Source organism: Hymenobacter nivis, from assembly GCF_006439025.1.
In the GTDB taxonomy this organism is placed as follows: domain Bacteria; phylum Bacteroidota; class Bacteroidia; order Cytophagales; family Hymenobacteraceae; genus Hymenobacter; species Hymenobacter nivis_A.
In genome coordinates, this window is sequence record NZ_RCYZ01000002.1 from 142,650 (window position 1) to 159,541 (window position 16,892).

Consider the following 16,892-nt stretch of genomic DNA (forward strand, 5'->3'; position numbering starts at 1 on the left):
CGGCCCCCGGGGCCCCGGCGGTTCGCTTAGTGGTTTTCGGGCCCCAGCACCCAGGTGTCTTTGCTGCCGCCGCCCTGCGAGGAGTTCACCACCAGCGAGCCTTCGCGCAGGGCCACCCGCGTGAGGCCCCCGGGCACGATGTCGATGCCCGAGGGGCCGCACAGCGCGAAGGGGCGCAGGTCTACGCGCCGCGGCTGCAGGGCCCCGTTGATGTAGCATGGCGTGGCCGAGAGGCTGATGATGGGCTGGGCAATGAAGCTGCGCGGGTCGGCGATGATGGCCTGGCGGAAGTCGTCCATCTGCTCCTCGGTGGCCGCGCTGCCGATGAGCATGCCATAGCCGCCGCTCTCGTTGGTGCGTTTGATCACCATGCGGTCCATGCGCTCGAACACGTGCTGGCGGGCGTCGGCGTCGGCCATCTGGTGGGTGGGCACGTTCTTAAGGATGGGCTCCTCGTTGAGGTAGTAGCGGATCATGTCGGGCACGTAGCAGTACACGGCCTTGTCGTCGGCCACGCCGTTGCCCATGGCGTTCACGATGGCCACGTTGCCCTTGCGGTGGGCCCAGTACAGGCCGGGCACGCCCAGGGTGCTGTCGGGCCGGAACACCAGCGGGTCGAGAAACTCGTCGTCCACGCGCCGGTAAATGACGTCCACCCGGGCCAGGCCCTTGGTGGTTTTCATGTACACGAAGTGGTTGTGCACCAGCAAGTCGCGCCCCTCCACCAGCCGGATGCCCATGAGGCGGGCCAGCGTGCTGTGCTCGAAGTACGCCGAGTTGAAAATGCCCGGCGAGAGCAGCACCACCGTAGGCTCGCTCACCTGGCGGTCGGCCAGGGCCAGCAGGTTGCGCAGCAGCAGGTCGGGGTAGTCCTTCACCGGCTGCACGTTGTTTTTAGGCAGCAGGTCGGGGAAGATGCGGTAGGTGATGCTCCGGTTTTCGAGCATGTACGACACGCCCGACGGCGTGCGCAGGTTGTCCTCCAGCACGTAAAATTCGCCGTCGTGGTCGCGGATCAGGTCCACGCCGGCCACGTGGGTGTACACGTCGTGCGGCACGTGCACGTTCACCATCTCGCGCAAAAACTGCGGGCACGAGTACACCAGCGCCGCCGGAATGATGCCGTCCTTGATGATGAACTGCTGGTGGTAAATGTCCTTCAGGAAAATGTTCAACGCCTTGAGCCGCTGCTTGATGCCGGCCTCGATGGTCGTCCACTCGGCGTGCTTGATGATGCGCGGAATGATGTCGAAGGGGAAGATTTTCTCGATGCCCTCGCCGTCACTGTACACCGTGAAGGTGATGCCCTGGCTCATGAAGAGCTTTTTGGCCAGCTCGTCTTTGTGGGTCATTTCCTGGCTTTCCAGGGTTTCGAGGGCGGCCACAAATTGCCGGTACTCGGGCCGGATGCCCCCGGCGCTGAACATCTCGTCCCACACGTGGGCCTGTTCCTGGTAAGAGCGAAGCAGCGCGTTGGCCGACATAAGTGGGGCGGGTTAGTTAAAGCAAGGGCGCCAGGCCAAATGGGGCCCAGCGGAGGGGCAAACTAGCGACGACTGGCCAGTAATTCGCCAAGGGCCCCAAAATAAAATGGGCTGGGCCAGGAAAAGATGTAATAATTACGGCCGGGGCCCCTAAAATGATGGCCCAGCTTAAAAAAAATAAAATAACGCAAAATGGCCACCGGCCCCGGCGGGCCCCGGCCCAAAAACGTAAGCGCACCGGGCCCCGCGCCCCCCTTCCCCCGCCTTGCCATGAAACTTTTTACCTGCCGCCACTGCGGCCAGCTGCTCTACCTCGAAAACAACCGGTGCGAAAAGTGCCACTACCCGCTGGGCTTCCAGGCCGAGAAGCTGGCCTTGGAGCCGCTAGTGGCCACGCCCGGGGCCCCCACCGAGGGCACGGTGCACCTCTACGGCGCGCCGCCCGCGGCCCCGGGCTACGTGTACTGCGCCAACCACGGCTACCAGGCCTGCAACTGGCTGGTGCCGGTGGGGGCCCCTACGCCGTTTTGCGCGGCCTGCGCCCTCAACCGCACCATCCCCGACCTAAGCCAGCCCGAGTACCTGGGCCGCTGGCAGCGCCTGGAGGTGGCCAAGCACCGCCTGGTGTACAGCCTGTTGCGCCTGGGCCTGCCGGTGGTGAGCAAGCACGTGGCGCCCAAAACCGGCCTCTGGTTCGACTTCAAGGCCGACGAGGGCCCCGAGCCCGACAAGCGCATCCTCACCGGCCACGACAATGGCCTGATTACCATCAATATCGCCGAGGCTGACGACATCGAGCGCGAAATGGCCCGCAAGTCGATGGACGAGCTCTACCGCACGCTGCTCGGCCACTTCCGCCACGAGGTGGGCCACTACTACTGGGACCGGCTGATTGACAAAACGCCCTTCTTAAAGGAGTGCCGCGCGCTGTTCGGCGACGACCGGGAGGACTACGCCGAGGCCCTGAAAAAGCACTACGCCCAGGGCCCCCCGCCCGACTGGATGGCCACCCACATCAGCGCCTACGCCACCACCCACCCCTGGGAAGACTGGGCCGAAACCTGGGCCCACTACCTGCACATCATGGACACGCTGGAAACCGCCCACGCCTACGGCCTGCGCGTGGCCCCGCGCGGCGTAGATCCCGAGCTGCACCTGCGCGCCACCATCCCCGACCCGTACTCGGAGGAGGAATTCGAGCCCATCATGGCCGCGTGGCTGCCCCTCACCTTCGCCATGAACAGCCTCAACCGCAGCATGGGCCAGCCCGACCCGTACCCGTTCGTCATCGGCCCGGCGGTGGTGCCCAAGCTGGCGTTCATCCACAGGGTCTGCCGCGCCGCCAAGGCCGGGTAGCGCCAGTACTGTAGCGCGGACTTTGTAGTCCGCGGCGCTGCCCGGTCGCCCAACTATTAATCGGCAGGACGAAGCGAGAGCCGCGGACTCGCAGCGTCCACGCTACGGTCTACTTCGCCTCCAGCATCTCGGCCAGTAGTCCTTCCTTCAGGGCGAAGGCCGAGGTTTGGATTTGCGTGATGCCGCTGATGCCCAGTACCCAATCGATGAGCACAGCGGCCACCACCAGCATGTCGGCCCGCATGGGCAGGATGCCGGGCAGCTCCAGGCGCTGGGCGTGGTCGCGACTCAGCATTTGGGCGTAGCTGTGCTGGAAGCTGCTGAGGGCCAATTCGGTGCGGGGCGGCAGCTCCTTCTCCGTGCGCAGGCGGCCGAGCTGCATGTCGGCCAGGCTGTCGAAGCTGCCCGAGGCGCCCACCAGGCCCACGGGTTTCAGCTCGTTCACGGCCGCCACCAGGGGCCCCAGCACGGTATCAAAATACGCTTGCTCGGCGGCCACGGCCGCGGCGGGCAGCACGCCGCTGGGGTCGGGAAAGAACTGGTCGAGCAGGCGCTGGGCCCCCAGCTCGAAGCTCTGCTTCCAGAAAATCTCGTGGTCGTTGGCGATGATGAACTCCACCGAGCCGCCGCCGATGTCCATAATCAGCTGGCGCTGGGGCCCCAGGGGCACGGCCTGGCGCACGCCTTTCCAAATCAGTTCGGCCTCGCGCCCGCCGGCAATCACCTCTACCTCAATGCCGAACTGGTCGGCAATTTCACGCACCAGGGCCGGGCCGTTGCGGGCCACGCGCATGGCGCTGGTGGCCGTGGCGCGCACTTGCGTCACGCCGTGCAGCTCCATTTCTTCCTTGAAGCCGGCCAGCGTGTGCAGGGCGCGGGCGTAGGGCGCGGGCGCAATTTCGCCCTTGCTGATGCCGCCCTCGCCCAGGCGCACGCCGGCCTTGGTGCGCAGCAGCTCGCGGGGCGACTGGCCGGGTGCGGCGGGCAGCTCCACAATCAGCAGGTGAAACGTGTTGGTGCCCATGTCGATGAGGGCGAGGCGGCGGGGCGTGGGCATGCGGTGCAGAATAGGGGCCCGGCGGCGGGCAGGCGCAAAGTAAGCCGGCTAGCGGCACGCAACGCCCCTTTGGCCGCCTGCGTATGCCCTCGCAATGGCCGCTACTCCGCTCGTTTCCACCAAAAAGTGCCCCTTTTGCCAGCAGTGGTCCGAGTGGGGGCTGCGGCCCACCGACCGCTGCACGCACTGCGGCCACCTGCTCGACCCGCAGGCCCACCAGCGCGCCGAAGCCGCCGCCGTGGTGGCGGCGCAGCAGCAGAAATCGGCCGTGCGCCTCATCGAAATTCGGCCCGAAGACGGCCCCGTGCTGTCCTTTTTTAAGTGGATTGGGCGGGGCGGGCAGCTGCTGTTCATCGCGCTGCTCTCGTTTTTTGTGTGGGTGGCCACGGCCATCGCCGCCTAGCCGTGGGTGGGGCCCCAGCGCTGCGCCACCCGCTGCTGCTGGGCGCGGCCGGCCTCTACGGGGGGCTGTGGCTGAATAGGCACTGGCTGCACTGGCCGCTGCCCGCCCTGATTACCGCGCACCTGGCCGATCTGTTGGCCCTGCCCCTTATGCTGGGCCTGGCGCTAGCGGCGCACCGCTGGCTCATCGCCCCGCGCGGCACTTTGCCTGGCGCGTGGCTGGTGGGCGCGTGGCTCGGCGTATCGGTGTGGTTCGAGGGCCTGCTGCCGCTGTGGTCGGCCCGGGCCGTGGCCGACCCGCTCGACGTGCTAGCCTACGCGGCCGGCACCCTGGGCTTCCACTACTGGCTGAACCGTCCGCCGGGGCCCCCGGGGGCCCCGGACTAGAACGGCTAATTCGCGAACCGGCAGAACGTGCCCAGCGGCAGCTTGCGCTGGCCGGCGTCGTGCAGGTAAATTTCGCCCAGCTCGCGCACCGCTTTGGGCCCCGGGAAGATGGCCGTGGTCAGGTTGTCCAAAATCAGCGCCGAGAAGCCCAGCGAGTACAGGTTCACCACGAAGAAGTGGTCGGCGGGGTCGAGCAGCTGCTGGCTGAGTTTGAGCAGCTCGTTGAGTTCGTCCTCCAGCTGCCACTTCTCGCCGTTGGGGCCCCGGCCGTAGGCGGGCGGGTCGAGGATGAGGCCCTGGTACTTGCTGCCGCGCTTCACCTCGCGGCGCACGTACTTCATGGCGTCTTCCACCAGCCAGCGCACGCCGTCGAGCCGGCTGGCCTCCATGTTGTCGCGGGCCCAGAAGTTCACCTGCTTCACCGAGTCGAGGTGCGTCACGTCGGCCCCGGCGGCGCGGGCGGCCAGGGTGGCGGCCCCGGTGTAGGCAAACAGGTTCAGCACCCGCGGCTGGGCGGCGCGGCGCGCTTTGGTCTGGTTGTAAATAAATTGCCAGTTGGGGTCCTGCTCCGGAAATAGCCCCACGTGCTTGAACGACGAGAGGCCCAGCCGAAACTTGAGCCGCAAGCCGTCGGGCCGCTCGTAGGCAATTACCCATTGCTCGGGCATGGCGGGCTTGAGGCGCCACTGGCCCTTTTCGGTGCTGCCGGGGGCCCTAGCAAAGGCGGCGTCGGCCCGTTCCCATTCGCTCAGCGGCAGGTGCGGGTCCCAGATGGCCTGGGGCTCGGGCCGGGCCAGCACGTAGGGGCCGAAGCGCTCCAGCTTCTGGAAATTACCGGAATCAATCAGCTCGTAGTCGGGCCAGGGCGAGGTGGTGAGGAAGTCGTACATAAGCAGGCCGCAAAGGTAGGGGCGGACCCCCGGGGCCCCAGCGCCGCCCGGGTCAAGCTATTCGGCGCGGCTCCTCGTATGTAGTGGGGTTCCTGGCAAAACGGTGTCGAAAAAACCTCCGGCCGCTTTATCCGTTACCGGGGGCCACTCGTAAGGCGCTGGGCCTCATTCACCGAACTGGTGCGTAAGTCGAGCGAAAGGGGGCGTAACTTTAGAAAATGGCTGGAAAAAATTGGCTGATAACGGTTTGTGGCTGGCTAGTGCTCGCGGGGCTTGGGCTGGGTGCGTGCTCGTCGCCCTCCGGCCCGGCCGCCGACGAAGCCGCCGAAACCTACGCCCGCCGCCGCGAGGTAACCGCCGCACCCACCCATCGCGGCCGCATCCTCGACCGCCACGACTCGGTGCTGGTGGACACCCGGCTGAACTACCTGCTGGCCGTGCCGCAGCGCCCGGGCCTCGATTCGGCCACCACCGTGGCCCTGAACGACCTGCTGGGCTGGCCCGATAGCACCTTGGTGCGCCGCCTGGCCGAGGCCCGGCCCTACCCCGGGGCCCGCACCCCGGGGCCCATCCAGCTCGTGCTCACCCCGGCCGAGGCCGAGCGCGTGCGCAGCCACCAGGCCGAGTGGCCCGAGCTGGCCCTGGCCGAAGCCGAGCGCCGCACCTACACCGTGGGCACGGCCGCCCCGGTACTGGGCTACCAGGCCGCTAACGCCCAACCCTTTATCAACCAGATAGTAAAGTACCGGCGCGGCCGGTTTTACCGCCTGCGCAACGGCGGCGTCGAAACCTACTACAACGGCCTGCTGACCGGCCACCGCGGCTACCTGCACCCGCTGGTGGACGCGGCCGGCGGGCGCCACGGCAGCTGGGCCCCCGACACGGCCTTCCAGGACGGGCAGGACCTGCACCTGGCCCTCGACGCCAAGCTGCAGGCCTACGCCGAAAGCCTGCTGGGCGGCCGCAAGGGCTACCTCGTGGCTCTCGACCCGCGCACCGGCGAAATCCTCTGCTCGGTGTCGGCCCCCACCTACGCGCCGGCTGCCCTCACCGCCCCCGACCAGGCCGGCGTGCGCCGCCAACTGCTCGAAAACGAAGACCTGCCCCTGCTGAACCGGCCTGCCGTGCTGGCCAATCCGCCCGGCTCGGTGTTCAAGCTCGTTAACGCCGCTATTGCCTTGCAGCTCGGGGCCATCACGCCCGGCACCGGGTTCCCGTGCGACCAGTCGCTCATCAGCTGCGTGCACCACCACCCGGAGGCCCGCACCCTCACCCTGGGCCTGCAATACAGCTGCAACCCGTACTTCTACCAAACCATGCGGGCCGTGATTGACCACGTGCCCGACAGCTTGGTGGCCGACACCGTGGGGGCCCGCCACGCCAACCTGGCCCAGTGGCAGCGCTACGCCCAGTCGTTTGGGCTCGACACGCTGCTCGGTGTGGACCTGCCCCGCGAGCAGGCCGGTTTTCTGCCCACGCCGGCTTATTACGATAAGGCGCGGCACACCCGCAACTGGCGGTTTCGCTCCATCTACTCGCTCAGCGTGGGGCAGGGCGAAATCAACCTCACGGGCCTGCAAATGGCCAACATGGTGGCCATCATCGCCAATCGGGGTTGGTACTACACGCCGCATTTTGTGCGCGGCGTGGGCACCGGGGGCCCCCTGCCGCGCTTTTTGGTAAAGCACCACACCCTCGTCGACAGCGCCAACCTCGAGGCCCTGGTACCCGGCATGCTGGCCGTGATGCACCGCGGCGGCACCGCCGAGGCCTCCAGCCTGGCCGATGTGGGCATCACCATCGCCGGCAAAACGGGCACCGTGCAGAACGATGAAGGCGACGACCACGCCACATTCGTGGCCTTCGCCCCCGCCCAAAACCCCAAAATCGCGGTGGCCGTGTACCTCGAAAACGCCGGCTTCGGGGCCACCGCCGCGGCCCCCTGCGCCGCCCTGGTCATCGAGAAATACCTGCGCGGCAGCATTGCCCCCCGCCGCAAGCGCTGGGAGCGCCGCATGCAGTACCGCGGCCGGTCCTACGAGCTGGCGCACCGCCTGGGCCGCAAGCGCCCGCCGCCCGCGCCGGTGGTGCCGCCGATTGCCGTGCCTCCGGTGGCCGCGCCCGAAGGCCGGTAGCGTTCCCGTCGGCTTGGCCGCGGGGCCCGTATAAGCCAGTATGTTTGGCATTCGCAAAGACCCGGAACTGCCCGCGTGGGTGTTTTTAGTGCTGCGGCTGGGCACGCTGCTGGCCGTGGCGGGTGTGGCCTGGGCCGTGGCCCGGTGCAGCACTTGACGTTAGGGGCCCCGGCCGTAAGCTTTGTGCTGGTACTCGTGCCAATACTTGCGTAACGAGTGCGCAACATTGGCCCGGCTTGCCGAAATTTGTGCAAACCCCGGCCCCATGACCCTCACGTTCCATAAATACCAAGGCACCGGCAACGACTTCGTCATCTTCGACGACCGCGCCGCGCAGTTCGACACCGCCGACCACGCCCGCATTGCACGGCTTTGCGACCGCCGCTTTGGCATTGGGGCCGATGGGCTGATGCTGCTGCGCAACCGCGAAGGCTACGATTTTGAGATGGTGTACTTCAACGCCGACGGCCACCCTAGCACCATGTGCGGCAACGGCGGCCGCTGCCTGGTGGCCTTCGCCAAGTACCTGGGCGTCGTCGCCGACGACGCCTACTTTCTGGCCGTGGACGGGCCCCACGCCGCCCGCGTGGAAGCCGACGGCACCGTGCGCCTGAAGATGATTGACGCCGCCGCCCCGCAGCTGGCCGAAGTAGGGGAGGCGGACGTGTTTGTGCACACCGGCTCACCCCACCACGTGCACTTCCTCGACGCCGAGGAGGGCTACACGCTGGCCGAGTTCGACGTGTACGGCGCGGGCCACGACATCCGCTACGATCAGGCCTACGACCCGGCCGGCGTGAACGTGAACTTCGTGGAGGTGCCCGCCGACCCCGCCCATCCCTGGCCGGTGCGCACCTACGAGCGCGGCGTGGAAAATGAAACCCTGAGCTGCGGCACCGGCGTCACGGCCGTGGCCCTGGCCGCCTCGCAGCGCGGTGCGGCCTCGCCCGTGCGCCTCCAAACCCCCGGGGGCCTGCTCGAAGTAGCCTTCCAGGCGCAGCCCGGCGGTGGCTTCGCCGACGTGTGGCTGAGCGGGCCCGCCGTGCGCGTGTTCGGCGGCGAAATCAGCCTGTAGTGGCCGCCGCACTTGCCGGGCCCGGGCCCGCGGCGGGGCCCCGGGTGGTGCTGCGGGCCCTGGAGCCCGACGACCTCGAGTTCCTCTACGCCCTGGAAAACGACCCCGCCGTGTGGGCCGTGTCCGACACGCTGGCCCCCGTGTCGCGCCACGCCCTGCGCGAGTACCTCAAGCACGCCACCGCCGACTTCCACGAGGTGCGCCAGCTGCGCCTCGTCGCCGATTCGTACGATTGGGGGCAGCAGGTGGGGGTGGTCGACCTGTTCAACTTCGAGCCTCTGCACCAGCGGGCGGCCGTCGGCATAATTATTTTGGGCCCCGCGCGGCGGCAGGGCTACGCCCAGCACGCCCTCGCGCTGCTGGTGGCCCACGCCCGCGACGTGCTGCACCTGCACCAGCTGCACTGCACCGTAGCGGCAGCTAACCGCGCCAGCCTGGGGCTGTTCCGGGCGGCGGGGTTTCGGCGGGTGGGCACCCGGCGGGCCTGGCTGCGGGGCCCCGCGCCGGGCCAGTGGCTCGATGCCGTGGAGCTACAGCTCGTGTTGTCGCCCGCCGGCTGAGCCGGCCCCCCCGCGCCGCCGCCCGCCGGGCGTATCCTTTTGACCCCGGGGCCCGTATAATAAAGCAACGCTGCACGCTAGGCCGGTTATCGGCAATTATATTATTCGCAGTTCCGCATCTTCTTCTTGTCGTTTCCCATGCCCCACGCTGCTTTGGCGGAGGTTGCTGCACGCCCCGCCGCGCTGCCGCAGGCTGCTGCTGCCCCTACCGTAACCCCCTACGCCCTGCCCGACCTCGTGTGCTTTGCGCACTTGCACTGGGATTTCGTGTGGCAGCGCCCCCAGCACTTGCTCTCGCGCTTTGCCCAGCACGGCCGCGTGTTCTACGTTGAGGATGCCTTTTACCACCCCGACCAGGTAGCGCCGCACCTCGAAATTAAGGAGCGCCAAAACGGCCTGCGCGTGGTGGTGGCCCACTTGCCGGCCGGCCTGTCGGCAGCCGAGGCCGACGAAATCCAAGCCGGGCTGCTGAGCCAGTACTTCGCCGAGCAGGGCATTAGCCGCTACGTGTTCTGGTACTACACGCCGATGGCCTTGAACAAGTCGCGTCACTTCAAGCCCGTGTTGACGGTGTACGACTGCATGGACGAGCTGGCGGCTTTCAAGTTTGCCCCGCCCGAGCTACGCCAGCGCGAGCAGGAGCTGTTCGAGCGCGCCGACCTGGTTTTCACCGGCGGCATGACCATCTACGAAGCTAAGCGCGAGCAACACCCCGACGCGCACCCCTTTCCCAGCAGCATCGACAAGGCCCACTTCGGGCAGGCCCGGGGCCCCATGGCCGAGCCCGCCGACCAGGCCGGCATTGCCCACCCGCGCGTCGGCTTCTTCGGCGTGGTAGACGAGCGGCTGGATATTGAGCTGCTGGGCCAACTGGCCGCTGCCCACCCCGAGTGGCAATTTGTCATCATTGGGCCGGTGGTAAAGATTGACCCTGCCATCCTGCCACGCCCAGCCAACGTGCATTACTTGGGCGGCAAGGATTATTTAGAACTTCCGGCCTACTTAAAGGGTTGGGATGTGGCGACGCTGCTATTCGCCGACAACGAAAGCACCAAGTTTATCTCGCCCACCAAAACCCCTGAGTACCTGGCCGCTGGCAACCCCGTGGTGAGCACGCCCATTCGCGATGTGGTGCGTCCTTACGGAGACCTTGGCTTGGTGCAGATCGCTGCCGATGCCGACGCCTTTGGCGCGGCCATCGGCCGGGCCCTCACCCAGCGCGACGACGCCGACTGGCGCCGCCGCACCGATGAATACCTGGCCACCATCTCGTGGGACCAGACCTGGCAGCAAATGGTGGACCTGATGCAAAACCGCCTGGCTGCCAAGGCTTCAGCGCCCGTTGGCATGGCTGCTGCAACCGTGGCATAAGCAGCCGCACAGTACCTCAAAACACGTATTTTCCTCTATAATCCTCCCTCTTTTCTACTCTCCGTATGTTTGATTACCTCATAGTAGGGGCCGGATTTGCCGGTAGCGTGCTGGCCGAGCGGCTGGCCACCCGCAGCAACAAGAAGGTGCTCGTCATCGACAAGCGCAACCACATCGGCGGCAACGCCTACGACCACTACAACGAGGACGGCATCCTGATCCACAAGTACGGCCCCCACATCTTCCACACCAACTCGAAGGATGTGTTTGATTACCTGGGCAACTTCACCGACTGGCGTCCCTACGAGCACCGCGTGCTCGCCTCGGTTGATGGCCAATTCGTGCCGATGCCCATCAACTTGGATACCATCAACTCGCTGTACGGCCTGAAGCTCAATAGCTTCGAACTGGACCAATTTTTCGAGTCGGTAGCTGAGGACGTGCCGGTTATCAAAACGTCGGAAGACGTGGTGGTGAGCAAAGTTGGCCGCGAGCTCTACAATAAATTCTTCAAGAACTACACCAACAAGCAGTGGGGCCTCGACCCCTCGCAGCTGGACAAGAGCGTGACCAGCCGCGTGCCCACCCGCACCAACCGCGACGACCGTTACTTCACCGACACGTTCCAGGCCATGCCGCTGCACGGCTACACCCGGATGTTTGAGAAGATGCTCGACCACCCGAACATCAAGGTGATGCTGAACACGGATTACCACGAAATCATGGACTTCATTCCCTTCAAGGAAATGATTTTCACGGGCCCCGTGGACGAGTACTTCGACTTCCAGTTCGGCAAGCTCCCCTACCGCTCGCTCGAGTTCAAGCACGAAACCCTGAGCAAGGAGAAGCATTTGGTGGCTCCCGTGGTGAACTACCCCAACGAGCACGCATACACCCGCATCACCGAGTTTAAGGCCCTCACCGGCCAGGAGCACAGCAAAACGGCCATCGTGTACGAGTACCCGCAGGCCGAGGGCGACCCCTACTACCCCGTGCCCCAGCCCGAAAACGCCGAGCTGTACAACAAGTACAAGAAGCTGGCCGACGAAACCCCCAACGTGCACTTCGTGGGCCGCCTCGCCACCTACAAGTACTACAACATGGACCAAGTAGTGGCCCAGGCCCTGACGCTATACAAGCGCCTGACAGAAAAGGAGGAAGCCAGCAAGCCCGCCCGCCCCGCCATATCGGGCAGCACTGCCCTGGTGGATAAGCTGGTGAGCCGCGCCCCCAAAGCATAGCCCGCCGGGGCCTCTGGGGCCCTAATTCACTGCTGCCAAAAAGCTCCGCCAATCTGGCGGAGCTTTTTGTTTGGGGCGGTTTTGGCTAAGAAGCCGTAAATTTGGGGAGCGCCCCGGCGCCTATTCGTTAAAAAAACTACCCGATGTTAGATTTTCTCGGCAAGACCGTCGCCAAGCTATTCGGCTCCAAATCGGAGCGTGACCTGAAGGAAATCGTGCCCTACGTGGGCCTGATCAATGCCGAATATGCCAAACTGGCCGGCCTGACCGACGACCAGCTGCGCGAGCAGACCCAGGCCGTGCGCAACCGCATTGACGAGCGCCTGGCCGGCATCGACGGGCAGATTGGGGCCCTGCAACAGCAGATGGCCGATGCCCCCACGATGGACGTGGCCCAGAAGGAAGTGCGCTTCGAGAAGATTGACGCCCTGGAAAAGCAGCGCAACAAAGATCTCGAAGCTGTGCTGCTCGAGGTACTACCGTCGGCCTTCGCTATTGTGAAGGAAACCGCTCGCCGCTACAAGGAAAATGGCCAGCTGACGGTGACCGCCACCGACTTCGACCGCGAGATTGCTACCCGCAAGGGCAACGTCGTCATCCAGGGCAACCAGGCGGTGTGGTCCAACAAGTGGCTGGCCGGCGGCGCCGAAATCACCTGGGACATGGTGCACTACGACGTGCAGCTCATCGGTGGCGTGGTGCTGCACCAGGGCAAGATTGCCGAAATGGCCACCGGCGAAGGCAAAACGCTGGTTTCGACGCTCCCTTCGTTCCTCAACGCCCTCTCGCGCCGCGGCGTGCACCTCGTAACGGTGAACGACTACCTGGCCAAGCGCGACTCCGAATGGAACGCGCCGCTGTTCGAGTTCCACGGCCTGACCGTGGACTGCATCGACAAGCACCAGCCCAACACCGACGCCCGCCGCGCCGCCTACGCCGCCGACATCACCTACGGCACCAACAACGAGTTTGGCTTCGACTACCTGCGCGACAACATGGCCCGCGACCCCGAGGAGCTGGTGCAGCGCAAGCACCACTTCGCGATGGTCGACGAAGTGGACTCGGTGCTGATTGACGACGCCCGGACGCCGCTCATCATCTCGGGCCCCGTGCCCCGCGGCGACGTGCACGAGTTCTACCAGCTCAAGCCGCGCATCCAGCGCTTGGTGGACGAGCAAAAGAAGCTCGTGCAGAACTACTTGGTGCAGGCCCGTAAGCTCATCGCCGAAGGAAAAGACGGTCCCGAAGACGACGACAAGAACGGCAACGGCGGCCTGCTGCTGCTGCGCGCCGCCCGCGGCCTGCCCAAGAGCAAGCCGCTCATCAAGTACCTCTCCGAAACCGGCAACCGCGCCGTGCTGCTGAAGACGGAAAACTTCTACTTGCAGGACAACTCGCGCCAGATGCCCAAGGCCGACGAGCCCCTGTTCTTCACCATCGACGAGAAGAACAACCAGATCGAGTTGACCGAAAAGGGCATCGACCTGATTACGGCCCAGGGCGAAGATCCGCACCTGTTCATCATGCCCGACATCGGGATGGAAATTGCTGCCATCGAGAAAACCCCCGGCCTCAGCGCCGAGGAAAAGCTCCAGCGCAAGGAGCAGCTGATGCAGGACTACAACGAGAAATCGGAGCGCGTCCATACGGTGAACCAGCTACTTAAGGCCTACACGCTGTTTGAGAAGGACGACCAGTACATCCTCACCGACGACGGCAAGGTGAAGATTGTGGACGAGCAAACCGGCCGCGTGATGGAGGGCCGCCGCTACTCCGACGGCCTGCACCAGGCCATTGAGGCGAAGGAAAACGTGCGCGTGGAAGACGCCACCCAGACCTACGCTACGGTGACCTTGCAGAACTACTTCCGCATGTACCACAAGCTGTGCGGCATGACCGGTACGGCCGAAACTGAGGCCGGCGAGTTCTGGGAAATCTACAAGCTCGACGTGGTGGTAATTCCCACCAATCGCGTCATTTCGCGCCAGGACGCCCACGATCAGGTGTACAAAACGGTGCGTGAGAAGTACAACGCCGTGGCCCTCGAAATCCAGAAGCTGGTGGAAGCCGGCCGCCCGGTGCTAGTGGGCACCACGAGCGTGGAAATCAGCGAACTGGTGAGCCGCATGCTGAAGTTTAAGGGCATTCCGCACCAGGTGCTGAACGCCAAGCAGAACCAGCGCGAGGCCGAGATTGTGGCCGCCGCCGGCTACCCCGGCACCGTGACCATCGCCACCAACATGGCCGGCCGCGGCACCGACATCAAGCTGCGCGACACCTCACGCGCCGCCGGGGGCCTGGCCATCATCGGCACCGAGCGCCACGAGAGCCGCCGCGTGGACCGCCAGCTGCGGGGCCGCGCCGGCCGCCAGGGCGACCCGGGCACTTCGCAGTTCTTCGTGAGCCTGGAGGACAACCTCATGCGCTTGTTCGGCTCCGACCGCATTGCCAACCTCATGGACAAGATGGGGATGGAAGAGGGCGAAGTAATTCAGCACTCGATGATTACCAACAGCATCGAGCGCGCCCAGAAGAAGGTGGAGGAGAACAACTTCGGCACCCGTAAGCGCCTGCTGGAGTACGACGACGTGATGAACGCCCAGCGTGAGGTGGTGTACAAGCGCCGCCGCAACGCCTTGCACGGCGACCGCATGGAGGTCGACATTCTGAACATGATCTACGACGTGGCCGAGGACATCGCCCTGGGCCACAAGCAAACCGGCGACCACGCCGACTTCAAGCTGTCCGTCATTAAAACGTTCGGCTACGACACCGAAATCACGGCCGGCCAGCTGGGGGCCCTGCAGGGGCCCCAGCTCACCCAGAAGCTCTACGACGAGGCCCTGGCCTATTTCGAAAGCAAGAACGAGCACATTGCCGCCAATGCCCTGCCGATGGTGAACGAGCTGCTTAGCCAGCCCGACGCCTACGAGAACATTGCCGTGCCCTTTACCGACGGGCGCAAGCACATTACGGCGCTGGCCAACCTGCGCCGGGCCCAGGCCACGGGCGGCCACGACATCCTGCGCGGCATGGAGAAGGTAGCCGTGCTCGGCACCATCGACACGGCTTGGACGCAGCACTTGCGCCAGATGGACGACCTGAAGCAGGTGGTGCAAAACGCCGTGTACGAGCAGAAAGACCCGCTGCTGGTGTACAAATTCGAGTCGTTTGAGCTGTTCAAGCGCATGATTGGCAAGGTGAACGAGGAGACGTCGACCTTCCTGTTCCACGCCGACGTGCCGGTGCAGGAGGAAGCCGTGGGCACCAACCACGACGCCGAATTCTACTACGAAGACGAGCTGCCCCAGCCCAAGCTGACTGAAACGAAGGAGTCGATGCTCGACTCGCTCGGCGCGGGCCCCGAGGACATGGGCCCCGATGCCCCCGCCGTGGCCGAAAAGCAGGCCCCGGCCCGCAGCCAGAAAGTGGCCAACCGCAACGATAAAGTGAGCGTGCAGTACATGGACGGCCGCGTGGTGCGCGACGTGAAATACAAAACCGTGGAGCAGGACGTGCTGGAGCAGCGCTGCGTGCTGGTGGACTAACCGCACCAAGAAGCTGAAACCGGAAAACCCGTTGGCCCCGCGCCAACGGGTTTTTCTTTGGCCAGTGGGGCCCCCGCCACCCGTTACCTTTGCCCCATGAACCTTGCTCCTTACCTCGACCACACCCTGCTGCGGCCCGACTGCACGGCGGCCGAAATCCGGCAGCTGTGCCAGGAGGCCCGCGACCACGGCTTCGCCAGCGCCTGCGTGCCGCCCTGCTACGTGGCCCTGGCCGCCGGGCTGCTGGAGGGCAGCGGCGTGGCCGTGTGCACGGTCATCGGCTTCCCGCTGGGGTATTCGACGCGCCTGGTGAAGTACCGCGAGGCCGAGGCCGCCCTGGCCGACGGGGCCGACGAGCTGGACATGGTGCTGAACGTGTCGGCCCTGAAATCGGGCGAGACGGCCGCCGTGCAAGAGGAAGTGGAGGACCTGGCCGACCTGGCCCATTTGCACGGGGCCCTGCTGAAGGTCATCATCGAAACAGCGCTGCTCACCGACGACGAGATAACCGTGGCCGCCGGCTTGTGCGCCGCCGCCGAGGCCGACTTCGTGAAAACCTCGACCGGCTTTGCCAGCCGCGGCGCGTCGGTGGCCGACGTGGAATTGCTGCGCCGGGTGCTGCCGGCCGGCGTCCGCATCAAGGCCTCGGGTGGCATCCGCACGCGGGCGGCGGCGCTGGCGCTGGTGGCCGCTGGGGCTGACCGTTTGGGGGCCTCCAATAGCTTGACTTTGCTCGTGGATGATGAAAATACGCCCCGTTAACGTGCTGGCCGTTCCGCTCATGCTGTGGCTGGGGGCCTGCGCCAGCACGGCCCCCGGGGGCCCCCGCGCCACCGCCGCGGCCGATACTGTGCCCGTGGCCAAGGCCGCGCCCATGCCCGCCGACGACCTGCGCGCCTACCGCCTGCCCGTGCCGCCGGCCCCCGCCGGGGCCCCCGGGGCGCGGCCGGCCGCGCCCGTGCCCGCCCGCCCCGCCCCGCTGCCCACCGCCCACGTGAATGCCCAGGCCGAGCAGCGACTGCGCGACCAAGCCTTCACCAACCAGAACGTGAAGTATGCCCAGGGCTACCGCCTGTTGGTGTACCTGGGCCTGGAGCGCGACCAGGCCATGGCCATCCGCCGGGCCGTCATCGGGCGCTACCCCGACGAGACGGATTACCTCACCTTTAAGGCCCCCGTGTACCGCCTCTACGTGGGTGATTACCTCACGCGGCTGGAGGCGGCCCGCGCCAAGTCCCGCCTGCGCGGCCTCACCCAGCGCGCCGAGGTAGAAGCCACGCAGGTGATATTGAACAAGAATTTGTAATTGTCTGAACCACGGATTTATCGGATTGCCCGGATTTTGGGGACAATTATGCTGGGGCATTCATTTGCGTAGCCGTTGTG

General features: G+C 65.8%; 14 protein-coding genes. 11 read left to right on the forward strand and 3 right to left on the reverse strand.

The annotated features are described in order from the left end of the window. Positions 1-26: 26 nt before the first annotated feature. The gene (locus tag EAH73_RS05110) at positions 27-1,484 is read right to left on the reverse strand and encodes a circularly permuted type 2 ATP-grasp protein (protein ID WP_140465424.1); all 1,458 of its coding nucleotides are present in this window, start codon (positions 1,482-1,484) and stop codon (positions 27-29) included. Between the two features lie 270 nt (positions 1,485-1,754). Between EAH73_RS05110 and EAH73_RS05115 the strand changes: the two genes are divergently transcribed. Then, the gene (locus tag EAH73_RS05115; protein WP_140465425.1) at positions 1,755-2,840 is read left to right on the forward strand and encodes a putative zinc-binding metallopeptidase; all 1,086 of its coding nucleotides are present in this window, start codon (positions 1,755-1,757) and stop codon (positions 2,838-2,840) included. Between the two features lie 109 nt (positions 2,841-2,949). On the opposite strand, the gene EAH73_RS05120 is transcribed toward EAH73_RS05115, so the two are convergent. After that, entirely contained in the window at positions 2,950-3,897 is a 948-nt protein-coding gene (locus EAH73_RS05120) for a phosphatase (protein ID WP_140465426.1), read from the reverse strand. Between the two features lie 94 nt (positions 3,898-3,991). Between EAH73_RS05120 and EAH73_RS05125 the strand changes: the two genes are divergently transcribed. Beyond that, positions 3,992-4,300, forward strand: a complete 309-nt coding sequence (locus tag EAH73_RS05125) for a hypothetical protein (RefSeq protein WP_140465427.1) — start codon at positions 3,992-3,994, stop codon at positions 4,298-4,300. Continuing rightward, entirely contained in the window at positions 4,273-4,686 is a 414-nt protein-coding gene (locus EAH73_RS05130) for a hypothetical protein (RefSeq protein WP_140465428.1), read from the forward strand. The genes EAH73_RS05125 and EAH73_RS05130 overlap by 28 nt, the downstream gene beginning before the upstream one ends. A 5-nt stretch (positions 4,687-4,691) precedes the next feature. On the opposite strand, the gene EAH73_RS05135 is transcribed toward EAH73_RS05130, so the two are convergent. Then, a complete protein-coding gene (locus EAH73_RS05135) occupies positions 4,692-5,576 on the reverse strand; it encodes a class I SAM-dependent methyltransferase (RefSeq protein ID WP_140465429.1) in 885 nt (294 codons plus the stop codon). A gap of 218 nt (positions 5,577-5,794) precedes the next feature. Here EAH73_RS05135 and EAH73_RS05140 point away from each other — a divergent pair, with 218 nt between their 5' ends. From EAH73_RS05140 to EAH73_RS05175, 8 genes are all read left to right on the forward strand, one after another. After that, complete coding sequence (locus EAH73_RS05140; protein ID WP_140465430.1) at positions 5,795-7,711, forward strand: peptidoglycan D,D-transpeptidase FtsI family protein; 1,917 nt, start codon at positions 5,795-5,797, stop codon at positions 7,709-7,711. Between the two features lie 265 nt (positions 7,712-7,976). Further along, positions 7,977-8,786: a diaminopimelate epimerase gene (gene dapF / locus EAH73_RS05145; RefSeq protein ID WP_140465431.1), complete on the forward strand. Its 810-nt coding sequence runs from the start codon at positions 7,977-7,979 to the stop codon at positions 8,784-8,786. Next, positions 8,786-9,346, forward strand: coding sequence for a GNAT family N-acetyltransferase (locus EAH73_RS05150; protein WP_240047147.1), 561 nt, complete (start codon positions 8,786-8,788; stop codon positions 9,344-9,346). Before dapF ends, EAH73_RS05150 begins: the two co-directional genes overlap by 1 nt. A gap of 138 nt (positions 9,347-9,484) precedes the next feature. Further along, entirely contained in the window at positions 9,485-10,717 is a 1,233-nt protein-coding gene (locus EAH73_RS05155) for a glycosyltransferase family 1 protein (protein ID WP_140465432.1), read from the forward strand. A 65-nt stretch (positions 10,718-10,782) separates the two neighbouring features. After that, positions 10,783-11,958: a UDP-galactopyranose mutase gene (gene glf, locus EAH73_RS05160; protein WP_140465433.1), complete on the forward strand. Its 1,176-nt coding sequence runs from the start codon at positions 10,783-10,785 to the stop codon at positions 11,956-11,958. 143 nt (positions 11,959-12,101) lie between these two features. Beyond that, the gene (gene secA, locus EAH73_RS05165; RefSeq protein ID WP_140465434.1) at positions 12,102-15,506 is read left to right on the forward strand and encodes a preprotein translocase subunit SecA; all 3,405 of its coding nucleotides are present in this window, start codon (positions 12,102-12,104) and stop codon (positions 15,504-15,506) included. 96 nt (positions 15,507-15,602) lie between these two features. Continuing rightward, on the forward strand, positions 15,603-16,268 hold the full coding sequence (gene deoC / locus EAH73_RS05170; RefSeq protein ID WP_140465435.1) for a deoxyribose-phosphate aldolase: 666 nt from the start codon (positions 15,603-15,605) through the stop codon (positions 16,266-16,268). After that, positions 16,246-16,812 carry a hypothetical protein gene (locus tag EAH73_RS05175; RefSeq protein WP_140465436.1) on the forward strand — a complete coding sequence of 189 codons (567 nt, stop codon included), beginning with the start codon at positions 16,246-16,248 and terminating at the stop codon, positions 16,810-16,812. The genes deoC and EAH73_RS05175 overlap by 23 nt, the downstream gene beginning before the upstream one ends. Positions 16,813-16,892 lie beyond the last annotated feature (80 nt).

Excerpts from the sequence above, each read along its gene's own strand:
- EAH73_RS05175 (WP_140465436.1), top strand. The coding sequence starts at position 16,246 with ATGATGAAAATACGCCCCGTTAACGTGCTGGCCGTTCCGCTCATGCTG.
- EAH73_RS05155 (WP_140465432.1), top strand. The coding sequence starts at position 9,485 with ATGCCCCACGCTGCTTTGGCGGAGGTTGCTGCACGCCCCGCCGCGCTG.
- EAH73_RS05120 (WP_140465426.1), bottom strand. The coding sequence starts at position 3,897 with ATGCCCACGCCCCGCCGCCTCGCCCTCATCGACATGGGCACCAACACG.
- secA (WP_140465434.1), top strand. The coding sequence starts at position 12,102 with ATGTTAGATTTTCTCGGCAAGACCGTCGCCAAGCTATTCGGCTCCAAA.
- glf (WP_140465433.1), top strand. The coding sequence starts at position 10,783 with ATGTTTGATTACCTCATAGTAGGGGCCGGATTTGCCGGTAGCGTGCTG.
- deoC (WP_140465435.1), top strand. The coding sequence starts at position 15,603 with ATGAACCTTGCTCCTTACCTCGACCACACCCTGCTGCGGCCCGACTGC.
- EAH73_RS05140 (WP_140465430.1), top strand. The coding sequence starts at position 5,795 with ATGGCTGGAAAAAATTGGCTGATAACGGTTTGTGGCTGGCTAGTGCTC.
- dapF (WP_140465431.1), top strand. The coding sequence starts at position 7,977 with ATGACCCTCACGTTCCATAAATACCAAGGCACCGGCAACGACTTCGTC.
- EAH73_RS05110 (WP_140465424.1), bottom strand. The coding sequence starts at position 1,484 with ATGTCGGCCAACGCGCTGCTTCGCTCTTACCAGGAACAGGCCCACGTG.
- EAH73_RS05135 (WP_140465429.1), bottom strand. The coding sequence starts at position 5,576 with ATGTACGACTTCCTCACCACCTCGCCCTGGCCCGACTACGAGCTGATT.
- EAH73_RS05115 (WP_140465425.1), top strand. The coding sequence starts at position 1,755 with ATGAAACTTTTTACCTGCCGCCACTGCGGCCAGCTGCTCTACCTCGAA.
- EAH73_RS05125 (WP_140465427.1), top strand. The coding sequence starts at position 3,992 with ATGGCCGCTACTCCGCTCGTTTCCACCAAAAAGTGCCCCTTTTGCCAG.